Below are 18148 nucleotides of genomic sequence, written 5' to 3'. Positions count from 1 at the left end.
CAAGGCAGGATTCCATTTGTGAGCGACTCGGTTCTTACCCCCCATTCCGCACTGGTCTACCTGATGGTGATCGTGGCTGCCGCCGATTCGAAGATGGTCGACGCGGAGATCGGCGCCATGTCGCACACGGTTTCCCACCTGCCGGTGTTCGAGGGCTATGACCGGGCCAAGCTGCTGTCGGCGGTCCAGGCCTGTAACGATATCATCGAGCATGGCGAGGGCCTGGAGACGGTACTCGGCCTCGTGAGCGAAGCGCTGCCCGACAGCCTGCGCGACACGGCCTATGCCATTGCCTGCACCGTGGCCATCAGCGACGGCAGGCTGGGCCAGGAAGAGTTGCGCCTGCTGGAGATGATCCGTCACGAACTGGACATCGACCGGCTTGCCGCTGCCGCGATCGAACGCGGGATCGTTGCGCTCAACCGCAAACTGCCAGCCTAGGCGTTTTCGCCCGCCAGGCGCCGCTCCCCATTCACGGGAACGACACGTTCGATCTGTATGGTGCGCCGTGAAGTGAAGGGAGACCCGCGTTGAAACGTCTGCTGCTGCTCCGCCACGGCAAGTCCGACTGGAACAATCCGGATCAGCCGGACAAAGGGCGGCCGCTCAACGACCGGGGCCAGCGCGCCGCCGCCCTGATGGGCGCCTATCTTCGCCAGCGCGGCCTGACGCCCGACCTGATCCTCTCCTCGCCTGCCGTTCGTACCAGCGAGACCGCGCAGCGCGTACTGATTGCGCTGCAGTCCGACGTACCCCTGACGTTCCGCCCCGAGCTTTACCTGGCCGATCCCGAGACCGTCATGGAGGTGGTGCGCGGCGCGCCTGACGATGTGGCGACCCTGCTCGTCATCGGCCATAATCCGGGCATGCAGCTCGCCGCACTCAAGCTTTCGGCCGGCGATCCGGCGGGGCGCCGCGACGACATCGAGGACAAGTTCCCCACTGCGGCGCTGGCGGTCATCGAATTCGACATCAAGAGCTGGGCCGCCGCCAAGTCTGGCGACCTTGTCGCCTTCGACAGTCCCAAGGCGCTGGTCTGACAGTTCGATAAGTATTTCACTGGCCGGTTGATCGGGCGCAAGGTTCGGGGCGGGATAGTCCCGCAGGCTTGGCGTTATGAACACTCCGTCAGAATCTGCCGCGTTCCGCGTCGAAGGTCTGACCAAGGTCTATGACATGGGCGAGGTCCAGGTGATGGCCCTGCGCGGCGTCGATCTCGAATTGTACGAGGGTGAATTTGTCGTGCTGCTGGGGCCGTCCGGCAGCGGCAAGTCGACGCTGGTGAATATACTGGGCGGCCTCGATACGCCGTCCGATGGACACGTTTTCTTCCGCGGCGAAGATCTCACGCTGGTTGGCGATCAGGCGCTGACCTTGTACCGGCGCCACCATGTGGGATTCGTCTTCCAGTTCTACAATCTGATCCCGAGCCTGACCGCCCGCGAGAATATCGCGCTGGTCACCGAGATCGCACCGGATCCTCTGGCGCCCGAGGAAGCCTTGCGCCTCGTGGGGCTGGGCGAACGCCTCGACCACTTTCCGGCGCAGCTCTCGGGCGGCGAACAGCAGCGTGTCGCCATCGCGCGCGCGGTGGCCAAGCGTCCCGACGTGTTGCTCTGCGACGAGCCGACCGGGGCCCTCGACATCACCACCGGCATGATCGTGCTTGAGGCACTGGAACGGGTGAACAGGGAACTCGGCACCTTGACCGTGGTCATTACCCACAACGCATCGATCCGCCATCTGGCCGACCGCGTGATCTACTTTGCCGATGGCCGGATCAACCGGATCGAAGCCAACCCGGTGCGGATGAAGCCGTCGGACATCGACTGGTAGCGATGGCCGTACTTGATCGAAAGCTGCTGCGAAACCTGCGCTCGATGGCAACCCAGGTAATCGCCATCGCCTTGGTGATGGCCGCCGGCATTGCCACCTATGTGATGAGCACGGGGCTGATCGATTCGCTGGGCGAGACGCGGCGGCTCTATTATCAGGACTACCGGTTCGGCGACGTGTTTGTGAGCGTCAAGCGCGCGCCGGAGATAGTCGGGCGGCGGCTGGCCGATATTCCGGGCGTCCAGCGTGTCGAGACACGGGTTGCGGTCGGCGCGATCCTGGACGTGGCCGGCATGAGCGAGCCGGCTACCGCATTGCTCACGTCGCTGCCCGAGGCGGGACAGCCCACATTGAACCGTCTGCATCTGCGTGCCGGCCGTTTGGTCGAGCCCTACCGTGAGAACGAGGTGGTGATCAGCGACGCATTCTCGGAGGCGCACCGTCTTGGGCCGGGCGACAGCGTGTCGGCGCTGATCAGCGGGCATCAACGCCAGCTGGACATTGTCGGCGTCGCCATTTCTCCCGAGTTTGTCTACGCGTTACCGGCCGGCGCCCTGTTCCCCGACAACAAGCGCTTTGCCGTGATGTGGATGGGCCGCGCCGCGCTCGAGGCGGCGCATGACATGGAGGGCGCGTTCAACGACGCGGTCCTTTCGCTCATGCCCAACGCCTCGGTGGCCGACGTGATCGATGCCATCGACGCCATGACGCGCCAATATGGCGGGCGGGGCGCCTATGGCCGCAAGGATCATCAGTCCGACATGTTCCTGCGCAGCGAACTGGACCAGCTCCGCGCCATGGCGGTCATCCTGCCGCTGATCTTCCTGGTGGTGGCCAGCTTCCTGCTCAATACGGTGCTGGCGCGCATGATCAACCTGGATCGTGCTGAAATAGGCACGCTGAAAGCACTGGGACTGACCAACCGCGAGGTGGGATGGCACTATGCGAAATTCGCCGCTGCCATCGCCATCGCCGCCGCCGTGGCGGGCATTGCCGCAGGTGCCTATTTCGGCCGGTCGATGGCCGACATGTATGCGGAGTTCTATCGGTTCCCGCATCTTCATTACAGGCTCGACCCGCTGGTGCTTGTGTCCTCGGTCGCGCTGAGCCTGGTGGTGGCGTTCCTGGGCGTTGCCCGGTCCGTTCGCCGGGTGATGCTGCTGCAGCCGGCGGAAGCCATGCGGCCCGAGCCGCCGGTGGTATATCGCGCGCTGCTGTTCGAGCGGCTGGGCCGGGCGCAGCTGCTGTCACCGACGGCGAGGATGGTCCTGCGCTACCTGGAGCGCCGCTGGCGCCTCACCCTGATCACCTGCCTGGGCATCGCCACGGCGCTGGGGACGCTGATCGCAGCCAGCTTCTTTCTCGATACCATCGATTTCATGCTCGATGTTCAGTTCAACCGGTCCGAACGCGAAGACATTGCCATCACCCTGGTCGAGCCGGCGTCGCGGGGGGCGTTGGGCGACCTCGTCCACATGCCGGGCGTGATGCGGGCCGAACCCTATCGTGCCGTGCCGGTGAAGCTCAGCCTGGAAAATCGCACGCGTCGGCTGGCGATCGTCGGCATGGAGATGGGTGGCGATTTGCACCGCACGCTCGACAAGCGGCAGCGCCCCGTATCGCTGCCTCCGGATGGCCTGCTGCTATCCGACCTGCTGGCCCAGTTGCTGGGCGCGAAACCAGGGGACATGCTGACCGTCGAGGTGCTGGAGGGGCGCCGGCCGGTCCACCAGATTCGCGTCGCGGGCATTGCCGAGCAATTCATCGGCACTGGCGCCTATATGGACATCGCGGCGCTGAACCGGCTGATGCTGGAAGGGCCCAGCATTTCCGGCGCCTGGATGAATGTCGATGAAGCGTCGATGAGCCGGTTCTATGACGCCGCCAAGAGAACCCCGGCCATCGCGGGCGTGTCGATCCGTTCCGCCGCGATCAGCGGCTTCGACGAGACGATGGGTGAGAACCTGGTGCAGATGACCATGGTCAATATCGTCTTTGCGTCGATCATCGCCTTCGGCGTGGTATACAATTCGGCGCGGATCAGCGTCTCCGAGCGGGGCCGGGAACTGGCCAGCATGCGGGTCATGGGCTTCACGCGGGGCGAGATATCGACCATCCTGCTGGGCGAACTGGCGCTGCTCGTGGCGCTCGCGGTGCCGCTGGGCTGGCTGATGGGATACGGCCTGTCGAACCTGATGGTTCAGGCGTTTCAGACCGAGCTGTTCCGCCTTCCGGTGGTTATCGACAGGTCCACCTACGGCTGGACCGCTCTGGTGATCATCGCTGCGGCGTCGGTCTCGGCGCTGGTCGTGCGGCGGCGTCTCGATCGGCTCGATCTGGTCGCTGTTCTGAAGACGCGGGAATAATCATGGCGATGAACGACAAGCACATCCGGTCAGTCGTCGGCCGCTGGGGCAAGTGGGCGGCCGGCGGCATTGTCATCGCCGTCCTGCTTTACCTTGCATTCGTGCCCAGTCCGCTTGCCGTCGACGGCCGCGAAGTGACGCGAGGGCGGCTGGACGTGTCGGTCACTGCCGAGGGCAAGACAAGGATTCGCGATATCTTTACCGTGTCGGCGCCGGTCAACGGCCGATTGCGCCGCGTGACGCTCGATCCCGGGGACCCGGTTGTCGCTGGCGAAACCATGGTGGCGATCTTCGAACCGAGCGCGCCGGATTTCCTGGACCGCCGCAGCGCGGCCCGGTCACGGGCGCGCCTTGACCAGGCCAAGGCGGTGACCGCGCGCGTGAAGGCCGACAGGACGCTGGCCCGACTCGAATGGGAAAGGGCCAAGGCATTGACCGCGGGAACCGCCATCTCGCAGCGCGACCGCGACCGGCGGCGTGCGGAACTGGATGCAGCGGAGGCGGCTTACCAGGCCGCCACGGCCGAACTGGCGGCTGCCCAGGCGGAACTCATCGTGCCGACCGACGAAGCGGGCGTCGCCGATGCCGGTTGCTGCCTGCGCATGGCCGCACCGATCTCCGGCCAGGTATTGCGGGTGATGCAACAGAGCGAACGGGTCATGGCGGTCGGCGCGCCGATTCTCGAGCTGGGCGATCCGCGCAATCTGGAGATCGTCGTCGATCTGTTGTCGCAGGACGCCGTGCGCGTCCGGGCGGGCCAGCCCGCACGCATCGAAAATTGGGGCGGGCCGGGCGACCTGAACGGCACGGTGCGCCGCGTGGAACCGTCGGGATTTACCAAGGTTTCGGCACTCGGGGTCGAGGAACAGCGGGTCAACGTGATCATCGATCCAACCGATCCGCCGGCGCGCTGGGACTCGTTGCGCGATGCATACCGGGTCGAGCCGCGCATCATCGTCTGGTCGTCCAGCGATGTTCTGACCGTGCCCCTGGGCGCCCTGTTCCGCAGTGGCGGCAACTGGGCGGTCTACCGGGTCGAGGACGGACGTGCCATGCTGCGCCGCGTCCAGATCGGCGTACGCAACACCGAGGCAGCGCAGGTGATAAAAGGGCTGAAGCAGGGGGATGTGGTGATCAGCCACCCGAGTGAAGATGTCAGCGACGGCCGGCGGGTTAGCGTTCGCACGGTGGACGGGGCCTGATGCAGGAAAAGGAGTTGCGTCTTGCGATCGTGTGCAGTGGCGGCATCTCGCTGGCCGTCTACATGCACGGCATCGCCAAGGAAATCCTCAAGCTGGCGCGGGCGTCGAAACTCTATCATTCAGTTCACGATGCGGGCCTGAAGCGCGAGCGCAGCTTCGCCGACCTGCCGCCGAGTACCGATCGGATCATCGATACCGAGGCGGTCTATTTCGACCTGTTGCGCGAGATCGGGGCGGGGCTCGATCTGCGGGTCATCGTCGATGTCATCGCCGGCGCCAGCGCCGGCGGCATCAACAGCGTGCTGCTGGCCCGTGCGCTGGCGCACGACCTGCCGTTCGACGACCTGCGCGACATGTGGCTGACCGGCGCCGACGTGGAGTCGCTGATTTCCGAGGGCAGCACGACGGCCTGGAGCGACCGGCTGTTCTGGCCGCTGGTGCGCTGGATCGCCGGCGACCGGCTCGACGACATCGATCTGGACGACGAGGTGGAAGGCAAGCTGCGCCGGATGATGCAGATCGTCCGCCTTCGTCCGCCGTTCGACGGCGAGCGGCTGGTCGACAGCCTGATCAACGCCATGGAGGCCATGGGGGCGCCGAGAAGCGCCATCGACTCGCTGGTGCCCACCGGTCTCAAGCTCGACATGTTCGTCACCCTTACCGATTTCTTCGGCTATGAACGGTCTATCCCGCTCTATGACCCGCCGCTGATCGAGGAACGCGAGCACCGTCACCGGCTGCATTTCCGCTACCGCCGCTGGGTCGATGGCCAGGTGGAAACCGATTTCGACATGGCCTGCATTCCGGCGCTGGCCTTCGCCGCCCGCGCCACCGCCAGCTTCCCGGCCGCGTTCCCGCCGGCCCAGCTCGGCGAAGTCGACCGGGTGCTCGATCGCCGCGGCCGGACCTGGACCAACAAGGAGAAATTCCTGCGCGCCAATTTCCGGCCCTATTTCCAGGCCGGCACGGATCCGGAGAAGACCTCATTCCTCGATGGCAGCGTGCTCAACAACAAGCCGTTCGCGCCGGCCATCGATGCCATCGGCCGCCAGCCGGCCTATCGCCGGGTGGACCGGCGGCTGGTCTATATCAATCCCAGCCCGGCCAACAAGCCGCCGCCGCCCACCGGCAAGCCGCCTGGCGTGCTGCGCACCCTGAAGGCGGCCTTGTCCGACATTCCGCGCAACGAGCCGATCGCAGACGATCTGGACTGGGTGCAGGAGCTGAACCGCCGCACCCGCTCTACCCGGCACATCATCGAGGCGGCCCGGCCCGACATCGTCGCTGCCGTCGAGAAGGTGACGCGGGGAAAACTGGATCGCCGCCGGCTCACCGACGCACAGATCGCCGAGTGGCGGACGCAGTGCAGCGCCGAGGCCGCCAAACAGGCCGGATTCGCCTACAAGGGCTATCAGCGGCTCAAATTGCAGGAGGCCGTCGATCAGGCGGCGAAGATCGTCGGCCTGCTGTGCGGCCAGGAGCGCGGCACCGTGCAGGCGGAATTCATCGAGGCCGCGCTGCACGAATGGGCCGCCGCTCGCGGGGTTCTGCCCGCGGGCGACGCGGCGCCGCAGGCGGAGGACGGTCCCGGCCTGCCGGCCTGGGTAAAATTGCTGCGAACCTTTGACCTGGAGTTCCGCAGCCGCCGGATCCGGTTCGTCATCCAGGAACTCAATGCGCTTTATGGGCGGCTGGACCCTGAAGGCATGTCCGACCTTACCGGCCACAGACTGGACAGCCTGAAGGGGCGCTTCTACGAAGTGCTCGACGCGTTGCGCTCGCGTGACGGCACCGCCGCCGTCAGCCTGGAGGCGGCGGGCCGGACCCGCGACGTCTTCGGCCCCATATTATCCCGCGCCAAATTCGACGGTTCGGGCGGCGCCGCCTTCGCGCGCGACAATCTTGCCGCCATCGACGCCATCGTCACCGGCATTGCGCGCGATATCGATCTGGAATCCCTCAACCGCCGTTCCGATGAGATCCTGTCGGGCATCGAGCCGGAGGGCACTGCCGGCACCATCCGCCGCGACCTGCTGATTCATTATCTGGGCTTCTCGTTCTGGGACATGGTGACGTTCTCGGCCGGCATGTGGGACCCGACCGGCAATTACAACGAGATCAGGATCGCCCGGCTGAGCCCGCAGGACTGCACCACCATCCGCAGCGGCGGACCCGAGGAATTCCTGAAGGGCGTAAAGCTGGGCAATTTCGGTGCGTTCTTCAAACGCGCCCACCGCGAGAACGATTATATCTGGGGCCGCCTGCACGGCGCCGACCGGCTGATCGATATCGTCGTCGACGCCGCCCGCGTGGACGGCGCTGGCGGTGATATCGATTCGCTGGCGCTCAAGCGGCGGGCATTCCGCATCATTCTCGATGCGGAGAAGCCTTTCCTGAAAGAGAGCGCCGAACTCATTGCCGAGCTGGAGCGGGAAGTCGAGGCGCTGGCCGGCCAGGCGGACCAGCGGCGGGCCTGAAGGGCGCATCCGGGGGCTACCGAACCACGTGCGCCGCAGCGAAACCTCGCATTGCCGGAAGCGGGCGAACCCGGCACAATGTCGCTGTGCCGGCCCGTGGGGTGTGCTGGTGCGTGGTGGACAGGTTCGGTTGCTCGGCCTGGTCCATCCCTGGGGCAAGCATCATGGAGGGGCACGTGAGCAGCGCAGTAAAATTGTACAAGCCGAAATCGGTCAGGACAGCGATCAATATTCTGGCCGCCGGCCTGTTTCTGGGCCTGATTATGCTTGGCCTGGAATACGCGCACTTCCACTCGGGCCTGCTCGAGACATTCACGCCGCTCCATCAGGGCATCGCCTATGGGGCGCTGATCCTGCTGCTGTTGCTGGTGTCCAACGGGCAGGGCTGGGCGCGGTTTCTGCTCGCGGCCTGGTTGCTGGCCGGCGTGGTGCTGGGCGGGCCTGTGATCCTGGCGCTGTTCGCCAAATATTCTGTACTCGCCGCGCTGGCCGCCGGTCAGCTCGTTCTGGTCCTGGCCGGACTGGTGATGCTTTTCGGCCAGCGCGCGAACAGCTGGTACAAGGGCTGATCAGCCCTGCGCCGGGCGCTCGCGATGCGCGCGGTATTCTGAAACCAGCCTGTGTTAGCGTTTCGTTTTCCGGTTTGCTGGAGCGGGGCTGGATGCGCGTGTTCATGGATTTCGAAGCGTCGGGGTTGACCCAGAACAGCTATCCCGTCGAGGTGGCCTGGGTGTTCGAGGACGAGCGGCAGGAAAGCCACCTGATTCGGCCCGCGCCCGGCTGGACCGCATGGTCGGCCTCCGGCGAGGAAACCCACGGCATCAGCCGGACCACCCTGGACAAGTCGGGCGAGCCGGTCGGTGCAGTGGCGCGGCGAATGGTGGAAACCCTGTCGGGCCATGACCTGTTCGCCAGCGCCCCGGCATGGGACGGCAAGTGGCTCGGCGACCTGCTCGAGGCGGGTGGCTTCCCGCGCAATGCACTGACCCTGCGCGATACCGAGGTGGCCCAGGCCGAGATCATCGCCGAGACCCTGGGCATCGATCTCGCCACCGCGCCGCGCGATCCGGGCGAGGAATTGCCCATGGCGGTCGAGACCATCATGGTGCTGGCCTCGATGGAGGAACGCCGCCCTCACCATCACCGCGCCCTGGACGATGCCCAGGAGGAGCGGCGCCAATGGATACGCGTGCGCGAGATGGCCGAGAAGCAGAAAGGGCGGCTGGCGGGATAGTCCCGGCGCGGCGCAGAATTGCGAGGTAATGCGCCAGAACCGCTTGTTTCACCCGTGGTTCTTCATGCAGTGTGAATGTCGACTATAAATGTAAACGGGAAAGAATAAGCACGTTGAAAAGTTATCGGGACAAGGTCGTCGTCATTACCGGTGGTGCAACCGGAATTGGTTTCTCTTTCGCCAAGCGCTTCGGCGGCGATGGCGCGAAGCTGGTGATTGCGGGCCGCCGCAAGGACAAGGTCGATGAGGCGGTCGCGGCGCTCAGGGACATGGGCTACCAGGCGGTTGGCACGGCGTGCGACGTGTCCGAGCTTTCCCAGGTCGAGGCGCTCGCCGATTTCGCCTGGCAAAGCTGGGGCCGCGCCGACGTCATCATGAACAATGCGGGCGTTGCCCAGCGGCCCGTGCCGATCATCGGCACCGATCCCGAAGAAGTGGAACGCATCATGCGGACCAATTATTTCGGGGTCTGGTATTGCTGCCACGTCTTCGGCAAGCGCTTCATCGAACAGGGCACGCCGGCCGCCATCTACAATGTCGGCTCGGAGAACAGCCTCGCCAATTTCGTCTTCATGGCCGGCACCTACGAGGCGTCGAAGCATGCGCTCCATGCCATGACCGATGCGATGCGCGAGGAGGTGCCGGATTTCATCGAGGTATCGTTCGTGGTGCCGGGATTCGTCTCCTCGGAGATGACCGATCCGTTCGGCAAGGGTCTCACCATGGATACCGACCGCTATACCGGCATCGCCTTCCCGCAGTTGCAGGCGGGCGAGTTCTACGTCGTTTCCCACGCCTACAACATGAAGCGCATCACCGACCGCTATGAGGAAATCAGCGCGGCCTACGCCAAATACGCGCCGCGCTACGAGGGCGACGAGGAATTCGACGCGCGGTCGCTGATGGCGAAGATCCGCGCGCGTATGCAGGGATAGGATCGCGGTCCAGCCGCTCAGAGCACCATCGGGGCGATGCTCAGCGCCAGTGCCGTGCCCATGGCGATGTTGAACCATTTCAGCCGCACCGGATCGGCGAGGAACCCGCGCATGGCGGTGCCGAATCCGGCCCATGCCGACACGCTGGGGAGGTTGACCAGGGCGAAGGCCACGGCGACGAGGATCACCGACAGGATCGGCCGCTCGGCGCTGGTGTAGAGCGACATGGCGGTGACTGCCATGACCCACGCCTTGACGTTGACCCACTGGAACGCCGCGGCCTGCAGGAAGGTCATGGGTTTCGCGCCAGTCGCGCCCGCCTTGCCCATGGTTCGTGCCATGGCGATCTTCCAGGCCAGGTACAGCAGGTAGGCGCCGCCGGCCAGCTTCAACGCAATGTGGATCGGCGGGTATGCCATCAGCAGCGCGCCGAGCCCGAACCCGACCGCCAGCAGCAGGACGAGGAAGCCGACGCCGATCCCCAGCATGTGCGGGATGGTCCGCACGAAACCGAAATTCACCCCGGACGCCAGCAGCATCAAATTGTTGGGGCCGGGCGTGATCGAGGACACGAAGGCGAACAGGAGAAGCGCGAGGAAAACGTCGAGGGACATGAGATTACTCAAATGTTCCCCATCGGCGTCATTCCCGCGCACGCGGGAACCCGGCTCTTCGTAGGGCTGGTTGACTGCGGCCAGCCTTCTACAACGAAAGAGGAGTCTTCGTGACCGAGCGGGTTGAGGGGCCACGTGACGGCCCCGACTGGACTCCCGCATGCGCGGGATGACGATAGTGGGGATTGAAGGCCGAACTGAACCTTGCGTCAGACGGTAAAGCTCTCGCCGCAGCCGCAGCGGCCTTTTTCGTTGGGGTTCATGAACAGGAAGCCCGAGAAGAACTTGTCTTCCTGGTAGTCCATCTCCGAGCCCAGAATGTACATCACCGCCTTGGGGTCGACGTAGACCTTACCGCCATCGGTTTCGACCACGTCGTCGCCGGGCTTGGCCTCGTCGGTGAAGTCCACCTTGTAGCTCAGGCCCGAACAGCCGGCTTCCTTGATCCACACGCGCAGGCCCGCCGCATCCGGGCGCTTGGCCATGAGCGTCTTCACGCGGTCCACCGCGCGGTCGGTCAGGGTAATGATGCCTGCTGCCATCGTCTGCCTCCTACAACATGCCCAGTTCGAGCTTGGCCGCCTCGGACAACTTGCTCATGTCCCAGGCAGGCTCCCATACGAGCTCGACCTCGACCTCATTCACGCCGTCGACCTCTCGCACCTTGCTCTCCACCTCGCCGGGCATGGATTCGGCGACGGGGCACATGGGCGTCGTCAGGGTCATGGTGACCTTGATGTCGTTCTCGGCCGATACGTCCAGTCCATAGATAAGACCAAGTTCGTAAATGTTAACCGGAATCTCCGGATCATAGATCGTCTTAAGCTTGTCGACGATCTGTTCGCGAAGCGCATTGTCCGGGGCGGCCTCTGCCGGGCCGTCGAGGAACTCGTTCAGAAAGGTCTCGCTCATTCCGTCACCACTGTTTCGCCGACATTTTCCAGGGCCGCGTTCATCGTGTGCCAGCCCAGCGTGGCGCATTTTACCCGCAAGGGATAGTCGCGCACGCCGGAGAACACGGCCAGTTTATCAAGATCCTCGAGCTGTGCCGGTGTCACGCCTTCGTCACCGGTGATCATTGCGTGGAACTTCTCGAACAGGTTTCTGGCATCGACCTCGGTCATGCCCTTCAGCGCTTCGGTCATCAACGAGGCGCTGGCCACCGAGATGGCGCAGCCCGCGCCCTCGAACTTCACGTCCTCGACGATGCCGTCCTTTACCTTCACGTGCACGTCCAGCTTGTCGCCGCACAGCGGATTGTGGCCATGCGCCTCCCGGTTCGCGTCCGGCAGCGCGCCGAAATTCCGCGGCTTGCGGCCGTGATCCAGGATCACTTCCTGATAAAGCTCGCGCAGGTCGTTCATGAGCCGAATATCTCCTGAACCTTGGCGATGCCGTGGATCAGTGCGTCCACGTCATCGAAGTCGTTATAGATGCCGAAGGACGCCCGGGTCGTCGCCGGCACGCCGAACCGGTCCATTACCGGCTGGGCGCAGTGATGCCCGGCGCGCACCGCGATGCCTTCGAAATCCAGGATCGTGCCCACGTCGTGCGGATGCACGCCCTGGATGGCGAATGAGATCACCGCCGCCTTGTTCTTCGCGGTGCCGTAGATGGTGATGGTGTTCAGCGCCTGCAACCGCTCGGTGGCGTATTCCAGCAGCGCCTGTTCATGCGCCAGCAGGGCCTGCCGGTCGAAGCCCTCAAGGTAGTCGATGGCCGCGCCCAGAGCGATGGTGCCGGCGATGTTGGGAGTGCCTGCCTCGAACCGCTGTGGAATATCCGCATAGGTCGTCTTGGCGAAGGTCACCGACGAGATCATGTCGCCGCCGCCCTGATAGGGCGGCATGGCTTCCAGGATCTTCGCCTTGGCGTAGAGCACGCCGACGCCGGTCGGCCCATAGAGCTTGTGGGCGGAAAAGACGTAGAAGTCCGCGTCCAGCGCCTGAACGTCGACCGGCATGTGCGGCACGGCCTGGCAGCCGTCGACGAGCACGGGCACGCCGTGCGAATGGGCGACCTTGATGATCTCGGCCATGGGCGTAATGGTGCCCAGGGCGTTCGACACATGGGTCATGGCGACCAGCCTGGTTTTCGACGTGAACGCCTTCTCGTAGGCTTCCCAGACGAGTTCGCCGGAATCCGTGATCGGGATCACCACCAGTTCCAGCCCGGTCTCCTCGCGCAGCATCTGCCACGGCACGATGTTGGCGTGATGCTCCATCTCGGACAGGATGATCTGGTCGCCCTGCTTCAGATTCTTGCGGCCCCAGGTCTGCGCCACCAGGTTGATGCCTTCGGTGGCGTTGCGCACGAACACGATCTCGCGGTCGCTGGCGGCGTTGATGAACTTGCGCACCTTGGTCCGCGCCTTGTCGAAGGCGGCGGTGGCGCGCTGGCTGAGGTCGTAGACGCCGCGGTGGATGTTGGCGTATTCGGCTTCGTAGACATGGCTCTGGGCATCGATGACCTGGCGCGGCTTCTGGGCGCTGGCCGCCGAGTCGAGGAACACCAGCCGCTTGCCGTTGCTGGGCAATTGCAGGATGGGGAAATCGGCGCGGATGCGCGCAATGTCCAGGCTGGCCGCAGGCGCGACGCGGGTTTCGGTGGGCGCGTTCACGACAGCGGCCTCCCCCGCAGCCAGCCGCCGATGTCGGTGCGGAACATGTCGCGGATTTCGGGCGAGACGATACGTTCGAGCACTTCCAGCACGAAGCCCTCGACCAGCAGCGCCCGGGCGGCTTTCGGCTCCAGGCCGCGCGCCTGCATGTAGAACAGCATGTCCTTGTCGAGTTCGCCCACCGTGGCGCCATGGGCGCATTTCACGTCGTCGGCGAAGATCTCCAGCTCGGGCTTGCTGCTTGCCTCGGCCGAGCGTGCCAGCAGGATGTTGTGGTTGGCCTGGCGCGCGTCGGTCTTCTGCGCGTCTTGCCGCACAATCACCTTGCCCTGATAGACGGCGTGGGACTGGTCGTCGAGCACCGCCTTGAACATCTGGTCGCTGATGCTGTTCGGCACTGCGTGGTCCAGCACGGTCACGCTGTCATGCAGCTGCCTGCTGCGGCCCAGCGACACGCCGGCCAGATGGCATTGGGCACGCTCGCCCGCGATGGTGACCTGGACCTCGTTGCGGGCGACGACGCCGCCCAGCATGATCGCGACGCTGTTGAAGCGCGCATCGGCCGCCAGCCGGACGCGGCTGGAGCCGATATGATAGGCGGCAAGGCCTTCGCTCTGCTGGCGCGCATGCTCGACGCTGGCGCCCTCGGCCACGAAGAACTGGTTCACCACATTGTTCCAGTAGACGTCCCGGGTGCCGAAATAGCCTTCGGCGACAGTGACGCTGGCGCCCTTGCCGGCGACGATCACGTTGCGCACCTGGTTCATCCCGCCGCGCTTGGCGAAGAACAGCAGGTGGATGGGCGCCTCGACCTGGACGCCGTCGGCCACGCGGATCACCGCGCCGTCATTCATCAGCGCCGTGTTCAGCGATACCAGCGCGTCATCAGGGCTGTCGCCGGCAGCCTGGGTCAGCCAGGGCGACAAATCGTCACCCCGCGCCAGCACGTCGGCCAGGCTCTCGATGGTAACGCCCTTGGGCGCCTGCTCGACATTTGACAGCGCCGCGTCCATGCGGCCGTTGACGAAGACCAGTGTGAGCGCGTCGGGGATCAGGTGGGCGGCGATGTCGGCGGGCGACACGTCCGATGCATCTGCCGGCTCAAGGTCGGCGGAGCTGATCGGCGTCAGCTTGGTATGGCGCCACGCCTCGCGTTTCACGCCGGGGAAGCCGTGCGCCGCATAGCGGGCGAACGCCTGCTCGCGCAGGCCAGCCGCGCCGGGAAGGGCAGGCTTCAGTCGCTCGAACTGTTCGGCATAGGGAATGGCGGTCATGGCTTACGCCGCCTCCGGCACGTAGTTCACGTAGCCGTCGCGCTCCAGTTCCAGCGCCAGCTCCTTGCCGCCCGAGGCGACGATCTTGCCGCGCGCCAGGATGTGGACGAAATCCGGCTCCACATAGGACAGCAGCCGCTGGTAATGGGTGACCAGAACGGTGGCCTTGTCCGCGCCGCGCAGGGCGTTGATGCCCTTCGACACAACCTTCAGCGCGTCGATGTCGAGGCCGGAATCGGTTTCGTCCAGGATCATCAGGTTCGGGTCGAGCACGGCCATCTGGGCGATCTCGTTGCGCTTCTTCTCTCCTCCCGAGAAGCCGACATTGACCGACCGCTTCAGCAGCGCGTCGTCCATCTCCAGCATCGTGGCTTTCTGGCGCAGCAGCTTCAGGAAGTCGATGCCGTCCAGTTCCGGCAGATCCCGGTGCCGGCGCACGGCGTTGGCGGCGGTGCGAAGGAACGTCATGCCGTTCACCCCGGGAAGTTCGACCGGATACTGGAAGCCCAGGAACACACCCTCGCGGGCACGCTCGTCGGCCTCCATCTCCAGCAGGTCCTTGCCCTGATAGCTCACCGATCCTTCGGTGACTTCATAGCCGGCGCGGCCGGCGAGCACATAGGCCAGGGTCGATTTGCCCGAGCCGTTCGGCCCCATGATTGCGTGCACTTCGCCGGCGTTGACCGTCAGGTCGATGCCGTTGAGGATTTGCTTGCCGTCGACGGCGGCGTGCAGATTCTTGATTTCCAACATTGTCTGTTCCGTTTCCTTCAGCGTCTCAACCGACGCTGCCTTCAAGACTGATGCCCAGCAATTTCTGGGCCTCGACGGCGAATTCCATGGGCAGGTTCTGCATCACTTCCTTGCAGAACCCGTTGACGATCATCGACACCGCCTCTTCCTGGGTCAGCCCGCGCTGCAGGCAGTAGAACAGCTGGTCTTCGCTGATCTTCGATGTGGTCGCCTCGTGCTCGATCTGGGCGCTCGGATTCTTCACCTCGATATACGGCACCGTATGCGCGCCGCACTTGTCGCCCATCAACAGCGAATCGCACTGGGTGTAGTTGCGCGCGTTCTCGGCGCCCGCCAGCACCCGTACCAGACCGCGATAGGTGTTCTGGCCGCGGCCGGCCGAGATGCCCTTGGAGATGATCCGGCTGCGGGTGTTCTTGCCGATATGGATCATCTTGGTGCCGGTGTCGGCCTGCTGCATGTTGTTGGTGATGGCGACCGAGTAGAACTCGCCCTGCGAGTTGTCGCCCTGCAGGATGCAGCTCGGGTACTTCCAGGTGATCGCCGAGCCGGTTTCCACCTGGGTCCAGGAAATCTTTGAGTTCACGCCGCGGCAGGCGCCGCGCTTGGTGACGAAGTTGTAGATGCCGCCCTTGCCGTTCTTGTCGCCCGGATACCAGTTCTGGACCGTCGAATACTTGATCTCGGCGTCGTCGAGCGCGATCAGCTCCACCACTGCGGCATGCAGCTGGTTCTCGTCGCGCATGGGCGCGGTGCAGCCTTCGAGATAGGACACGTACGAGCCCTCGTCGGCGATGATCAGGGTGCGCTCGAACTGGCCAGTTTCCTTGGTATTGATGCGGAAGTAGGTCGACAGTTCCATCGGGCAGCGCACGCCCTTGGGGATGTAGACGAACGTGCCGTCCGAGAACACGGCGGAGTTCAGCGTGGCATAGAAATTGTCGGACACCGGCACGACCGAACCCAGATACTTGCGGATCAGCTCGGGATGGGTCTTCACCGCCTCGGAGAACGAGCCGAAGATGATGCCCATCTCCTCCAGCTTCTTCTTGTAGGTGGTGGCGACGGACACCGAATCGAACACCGCGTCGACGGCGATGTTGGGCGAGCCCATGACGCCGGCCAGCACTTCCTGTTCCTTGATCGGAATGCCCAGCTTGGCGTAGGTCTCGAGCAATTCCGGATCGACCTCGTCGAGGCTCTTGGGACCGTCCTTTTTCTTCGGCGCGGCATAATAGTGGATGTCCTGGAAGTCGATCGCCGGATAGTGGACCTTGGCCCATTCCGGCTCCTCCTCCTTGCCCCATTTGCGGAACGCCTCGAGCCGCCATTCGAGCAGCCATTCCGGCTCCTCCTTCTTGGCGGAAATCATGCGGACGACGTCTTCGCTCAGGCCTTTCGGCGCGACATCCATCTCGATGTCGGTGACGAAGCCGTGCTTGTACTCGCCGCCGATGTCCTTGAGGGCTTGCTGGGTTTCGGTGGTCGCGGCCATGGTGTTCGGACTTCCTTACTGCACGTCTGCGATGGTCTGCCGCGGCGCGGGAGTGCGCGGCGGGAACATGGCAATCTGATCGGCGCACAATTCCGCGAGACTGATCTCGCTCAGCGCGCCGCTGACCGCCTTGTTGATCTTCTGCCAGGAGGTGCGCACGCCGCAGAGCGACTCGATGCCACACCCGCTGTCGTCGGTCAGGCAGTCGGTGAGGGCGATGGGGCCATCGACGGCGCCGACGATATCGGCCACGGAGATGGCGGCCGGCGGGCGCGCCAGCGTGTAGCCGCCGGCCTGCCCCCGGTGCGAGGTCAACAGACCGCCGCGCGACATCACGCCCAGCAGCTTGCTGACCGTCGGCATGGGAATATGCGTCTCGACCGACAATCCGCCCGCATTGTGGATGCGGTCCGGATGACGGGCGAACTCATGACCCAGATGGGTCATCAGCAACACCGCATAGTCTGCCAGCCGCGTCAGGCGGATCATGAAACTGGTCCTCGCTCCATTGCACCGATCATACTATACCGTTTTGGTACGGAATGCGTGAGATGGGGCATGACGCCCCATGAGTCAACGGCGTTTGACTAAATCGGAGCGATCTTGTCAAGATTCCGGGCGTTTTCCGGGTGCAGCTGAGAATCGCTCGCGAAAGCGGCGGGTTCGCGGCGACCGCGGGGACTAATTCTCCCGGCGGCGTGACATGTCGACGTCCTCGTAGATCGCCTGCGGCCGCTCGAAGCTGCTTTCGTCGGCCATGCCGATGCGGGCGCTCTGCAACTCCACGGAACCCTGCATCATGTCGGTGCTGGTGCGCATGTATTGCATCACCATGCGGTCGTCGATGCACAGCCGCGTGCCGGTGTTGCCGCCCATGTCCCAGATGGTGCAGGGCGTACCGTTGAACGTGTCCATGCCGACCCGCTTGCCGCCCTGCGCCAGCGTCAGTTGCTCGAAGAACTCCCGGCCGCTTCCGGCGCTCGCGGCGGCCGCCGCTTCCTCGTTGGGCACCCGCGTGCCCTGCTTCGCGGCAAAGTCGTAGGTGTAGATCCATTGCGGGTCGGTAAAGGTCGATACGTTGATCTGCTGCGGACCTTCCGCCGAAGGCACGGTCGCCTCGTAATGCTGGGCGGTGGTGCGGCCGAAATCCTTGATGGTGATGGTCTGGGTGCCTTGCTGCGCGCCCGTGACCGCGTAGGTCAGGGTCGCTTTCTCGAACGGGTACATCTTCACCGGCTCGGCAGCCTGCGCGCAGGATGCCATGGCGATGGTGGCAAGACCAGCGACGACGAGGGTTCTCAAATCAGCCTCCCGCATGAATGCAATCGTTACGGACAATGAT

General features: G+C 64.6%; 19 protein-coding genes. 9 read left to right on the top strand and 10 right to left on the bottom strand.

All coding sequences use genetic code 11. From position 1 onward, the window contains the following. Positions 1 to 18 precede the first annotated feature (18 nt). From WJU21_RS07715 to WJU21_RS07675, 9 genes are all read left to right on the top strand, one after another. Positions 19 to 441 carry a tellurite resistance TerB family protein gene (locus tag WJU21_RS07715; protein WP_346322826.1) on the top strand — a complete coding sequence of 141 codons (423 nt, stop codon included), beginning with the start codon at positions 19 to 21 and terminating at the stop codon, positions 439 to 441. Positions 442 to 530: 89 nt separating this feature from the next. Beyond that, positions 531 to 1040, top strand: a complete 510-nt coding sequence (locus WJU21_RS07710) for a histidine phosphatase family protein (RefSeq protein ID WP_346322825.1) — start codon at positions 531 to 533, stop codon at positions 1038 to 1040. A gap of 76 nt (positions 1041 to 1116) precedes the next feature. Next, positions 1117 to 1836 (top strand): ABC transporter ATP-binding protein, encoded by a 720-nt coding sequence (locus tag WJU21_RS07705; protein WP_346322824.1) that lies wholly within the window; start codon positions 1117 to 1119, stop codon positions 1834 to 1836. Positions 1837 to 1838: 2 nt separating this feature from the next. Further along, positions 1839 to 4202: an ABC transporter permease gene (locus tag WJU21_RS07700; protein ID WP_346322823.1), complete on the top strand. Its 2364-nt coding sequence runs from the start codon at positions 1839 to 1841 to the stop codon at positions 4200 to 4202. Positions 4203 to 4204: 2 nt separating this feature from the next. Next, entirely contained in the window at positions 4205 to 5404 is a 1200-nt protein-coding gene (locus WJU21_RS07695; RefSeq protein WP_346322822.1) for an efflux RND transporter periplasmic adaptor subunit, read from the top strand. Between the two features lie 14 nt (positions 5405 to 5418). Beyond that, on the top strand, positions 5419 to 7881 hold the full coding sequence (locus tag WJU21_RS07690; protein ID WP_346322821.1) for a patatin-like protein: 2463 nt from the start codon (positions 5419 to 5421) through the stop codon (positions 7879 to 7881). A gap of 176 nt (positions 7882 to 8057) precedes the next feature. Beyond that, a complete protein-coding gene (locus WJU21_RS07685; RefSeq protein ID WP_346322820.1) occupies positions 8058 to 8450 on the top strand; it encodes a hypothetical protein in 393 nt (130 codons plus the stop codon). A gap of 92 nt (positions 8451 to 8542) precedes the next feature. Then, positions 8543 to 9115 (top strand): transcriptional regulator, encoded by a 573-nt coding sequence (locus WJU21_RS07680; RefSeq protein WP_346322819.1) that lies wholly within the window; start codon positions 8543 to 8545, stop codon positions 9113 to 9115. A gap of 113 nt (positions 9116 to 9228) precedes the next feature. Then, on the top strand, positions 9229 to 10050 hold the full coding sequence (locus tag WJU21_RS07675) for an SDR family NAD(P)-dependent oxidoreductase (RefSeq protein ID WP_346322818.1): 822 nt from the start codon (positions 9229 to 9231) through the stop codon (positions 10048 to 10050). Between the two features lie 17 nt (positions 10051 to 10067). Here WJU21_RS07675 and WJU21_RS07670 read toward each other — a convergent pair whose 3' ends face one another. The 10 genes from WJU21_RS07670 to WJU21_RS07625 form a co-directional block, all read right to left on the bottom strand. Then, positions 10068 to 10664 carry a LysE family translocator gene (locus tag WJU21_RS07670; protein WP_346322817.1) on the bottom strand — a complete coding sequence of 199 codons (597 nt, stop codon included), beginning with the start codon at positions 10662 to 10664 and terminating at the stop codon, positions 10068 to 10070. A 209-nt stretch (positions 10665 to 10873) separates the two neighbouring features. Next, entirely contained in the window at positions 10874 to 11206 is a 333-nt protein-coding gene (locus WJU21_RS07665; RefSeq protein WP_346322816.1) for an iron-sulfur cluster assembly accessory protein, read from the bottom strand. A gap of 10 nt (positions 11207 to 11216) precedes the next feature. After that, positions 11217 to 11576: an SUF system Fe-S cluster assembly protein gene (locus WJU21_RS07660; protein WP_346322815.1), complete on the bottom strand. Its 360-nt coding sequence runs from the start codon at positions 11574 to 11576 to the stop codon at positions 11217 to 11219. Further along, the gene (gene sufU, locus WJU21_RS07655) at positions 11573 to 12028 is read right to left on the bottom strand and encodes a Fe-S cluster assembly sulfur transfer protein SufU (RefSeq protein ID WP_346322814.1); all 456 of its coding nucleotides are present in this window, start codon (positions 12026 to 12028) and stop codon (positions 11573 to 11575) included. The genes WJU21_RS07660 and sufU overlap by 4 nt, the downstream gene beginning before the upstream one ends. Beyond that, positions 12025 to 13284: a cysteine desulfurase gene (locus tag WJU21_RS07650; protein ID WP_346322813.1), complete on the bottom strand. Its 1260-nt coding sequence runs from the start codon at positions 13282 to 13284 to the stop codon at positions 12025 to 12027. Before WJU21_RS07650 ends, sufU begins: the two co-directional genes overlap by 4 nt. Beyond that, on the bottom strand, positions 13281 to 14558 hold the full coding sequence (sufD, locus tag WJU21_RS07645; RefSeq protein ID WP_346322812.1) for a Fe-S cluster assembly protein SufD: 1278 nt from the start codon (positions 14556 to 14558) through the stop codon (positions 13281 to 13283). The genes WJU21_RS07650 and sufD overlap by 4 nt, the downstream gene beginning before the upstream one ends. Before the next feature lie 3 nt (positions 14559 to 14561). Further along, positions 14562 to 15311, bottom strand: coding sequence for a Fe-S cluster assembly ATPase SufC (sufC, locus tag WJU21_RS07640; RefSeq protein ID WP_346322811.1), 750 nt, complete (start codon positions 15309 to 15311; stop codon positions 14562 to 14564). A gap of 25 nt (positions 15312 to 15336) precedes the next feature. Next, positions 15337 to 16806 carry a Fe-S cluster assembly protein SufB gene (sufB, locus tag WJU21_RS07635; protein WP_346322810.1) on the bottom strand — a complete coding sequence of 490 codons (1470 nt, stop codon included), beginning with the start codon at positions 16804 to 16806 and terminating at the stop codon, positions 15337 to 15339. A 15-nt stretch (positions 16807 to 16821) separates the two neighbouring features. Continuing rightward, positions 16822 to 17295, bottom strand: a complete 474-nt coding sequence (locus tag WJU21_RS07630) for an SUF system Fe-S cluster assembly regulator (RefSeq protein WP_346322809.1) — start codon at positions 17293 to 17295, stop codon at positions 16822 to 16824. A gap of 192 nt (positions 17296 to 17487) precedes the next feature. Further along, a complete protein-coding gene (locus WJU21_RS07625; RefSeq protein ID WP_346322808.1) occupies positions 17488 to 18108 on the bottom strand; it encodes a hypothetical protein in 621 nt (206 codons plus the stop codon). Positions 18109 to 18148: the final 40 nt, after the last annotated feature.

Source organism: Emcibacter sp. SYSU 3D8, from assembly GCF_039655875.1.
Classification (GTDB): domain Bacteria; phylum Pseudomonadota; class Alphaproteobacteria; order SMXS01; family SMXS01; genus RI-34.
Note: the sequence above shows the minus strand (reverse complement) of the source record. Positions and strands in the feature narration are given on the sequence as shown.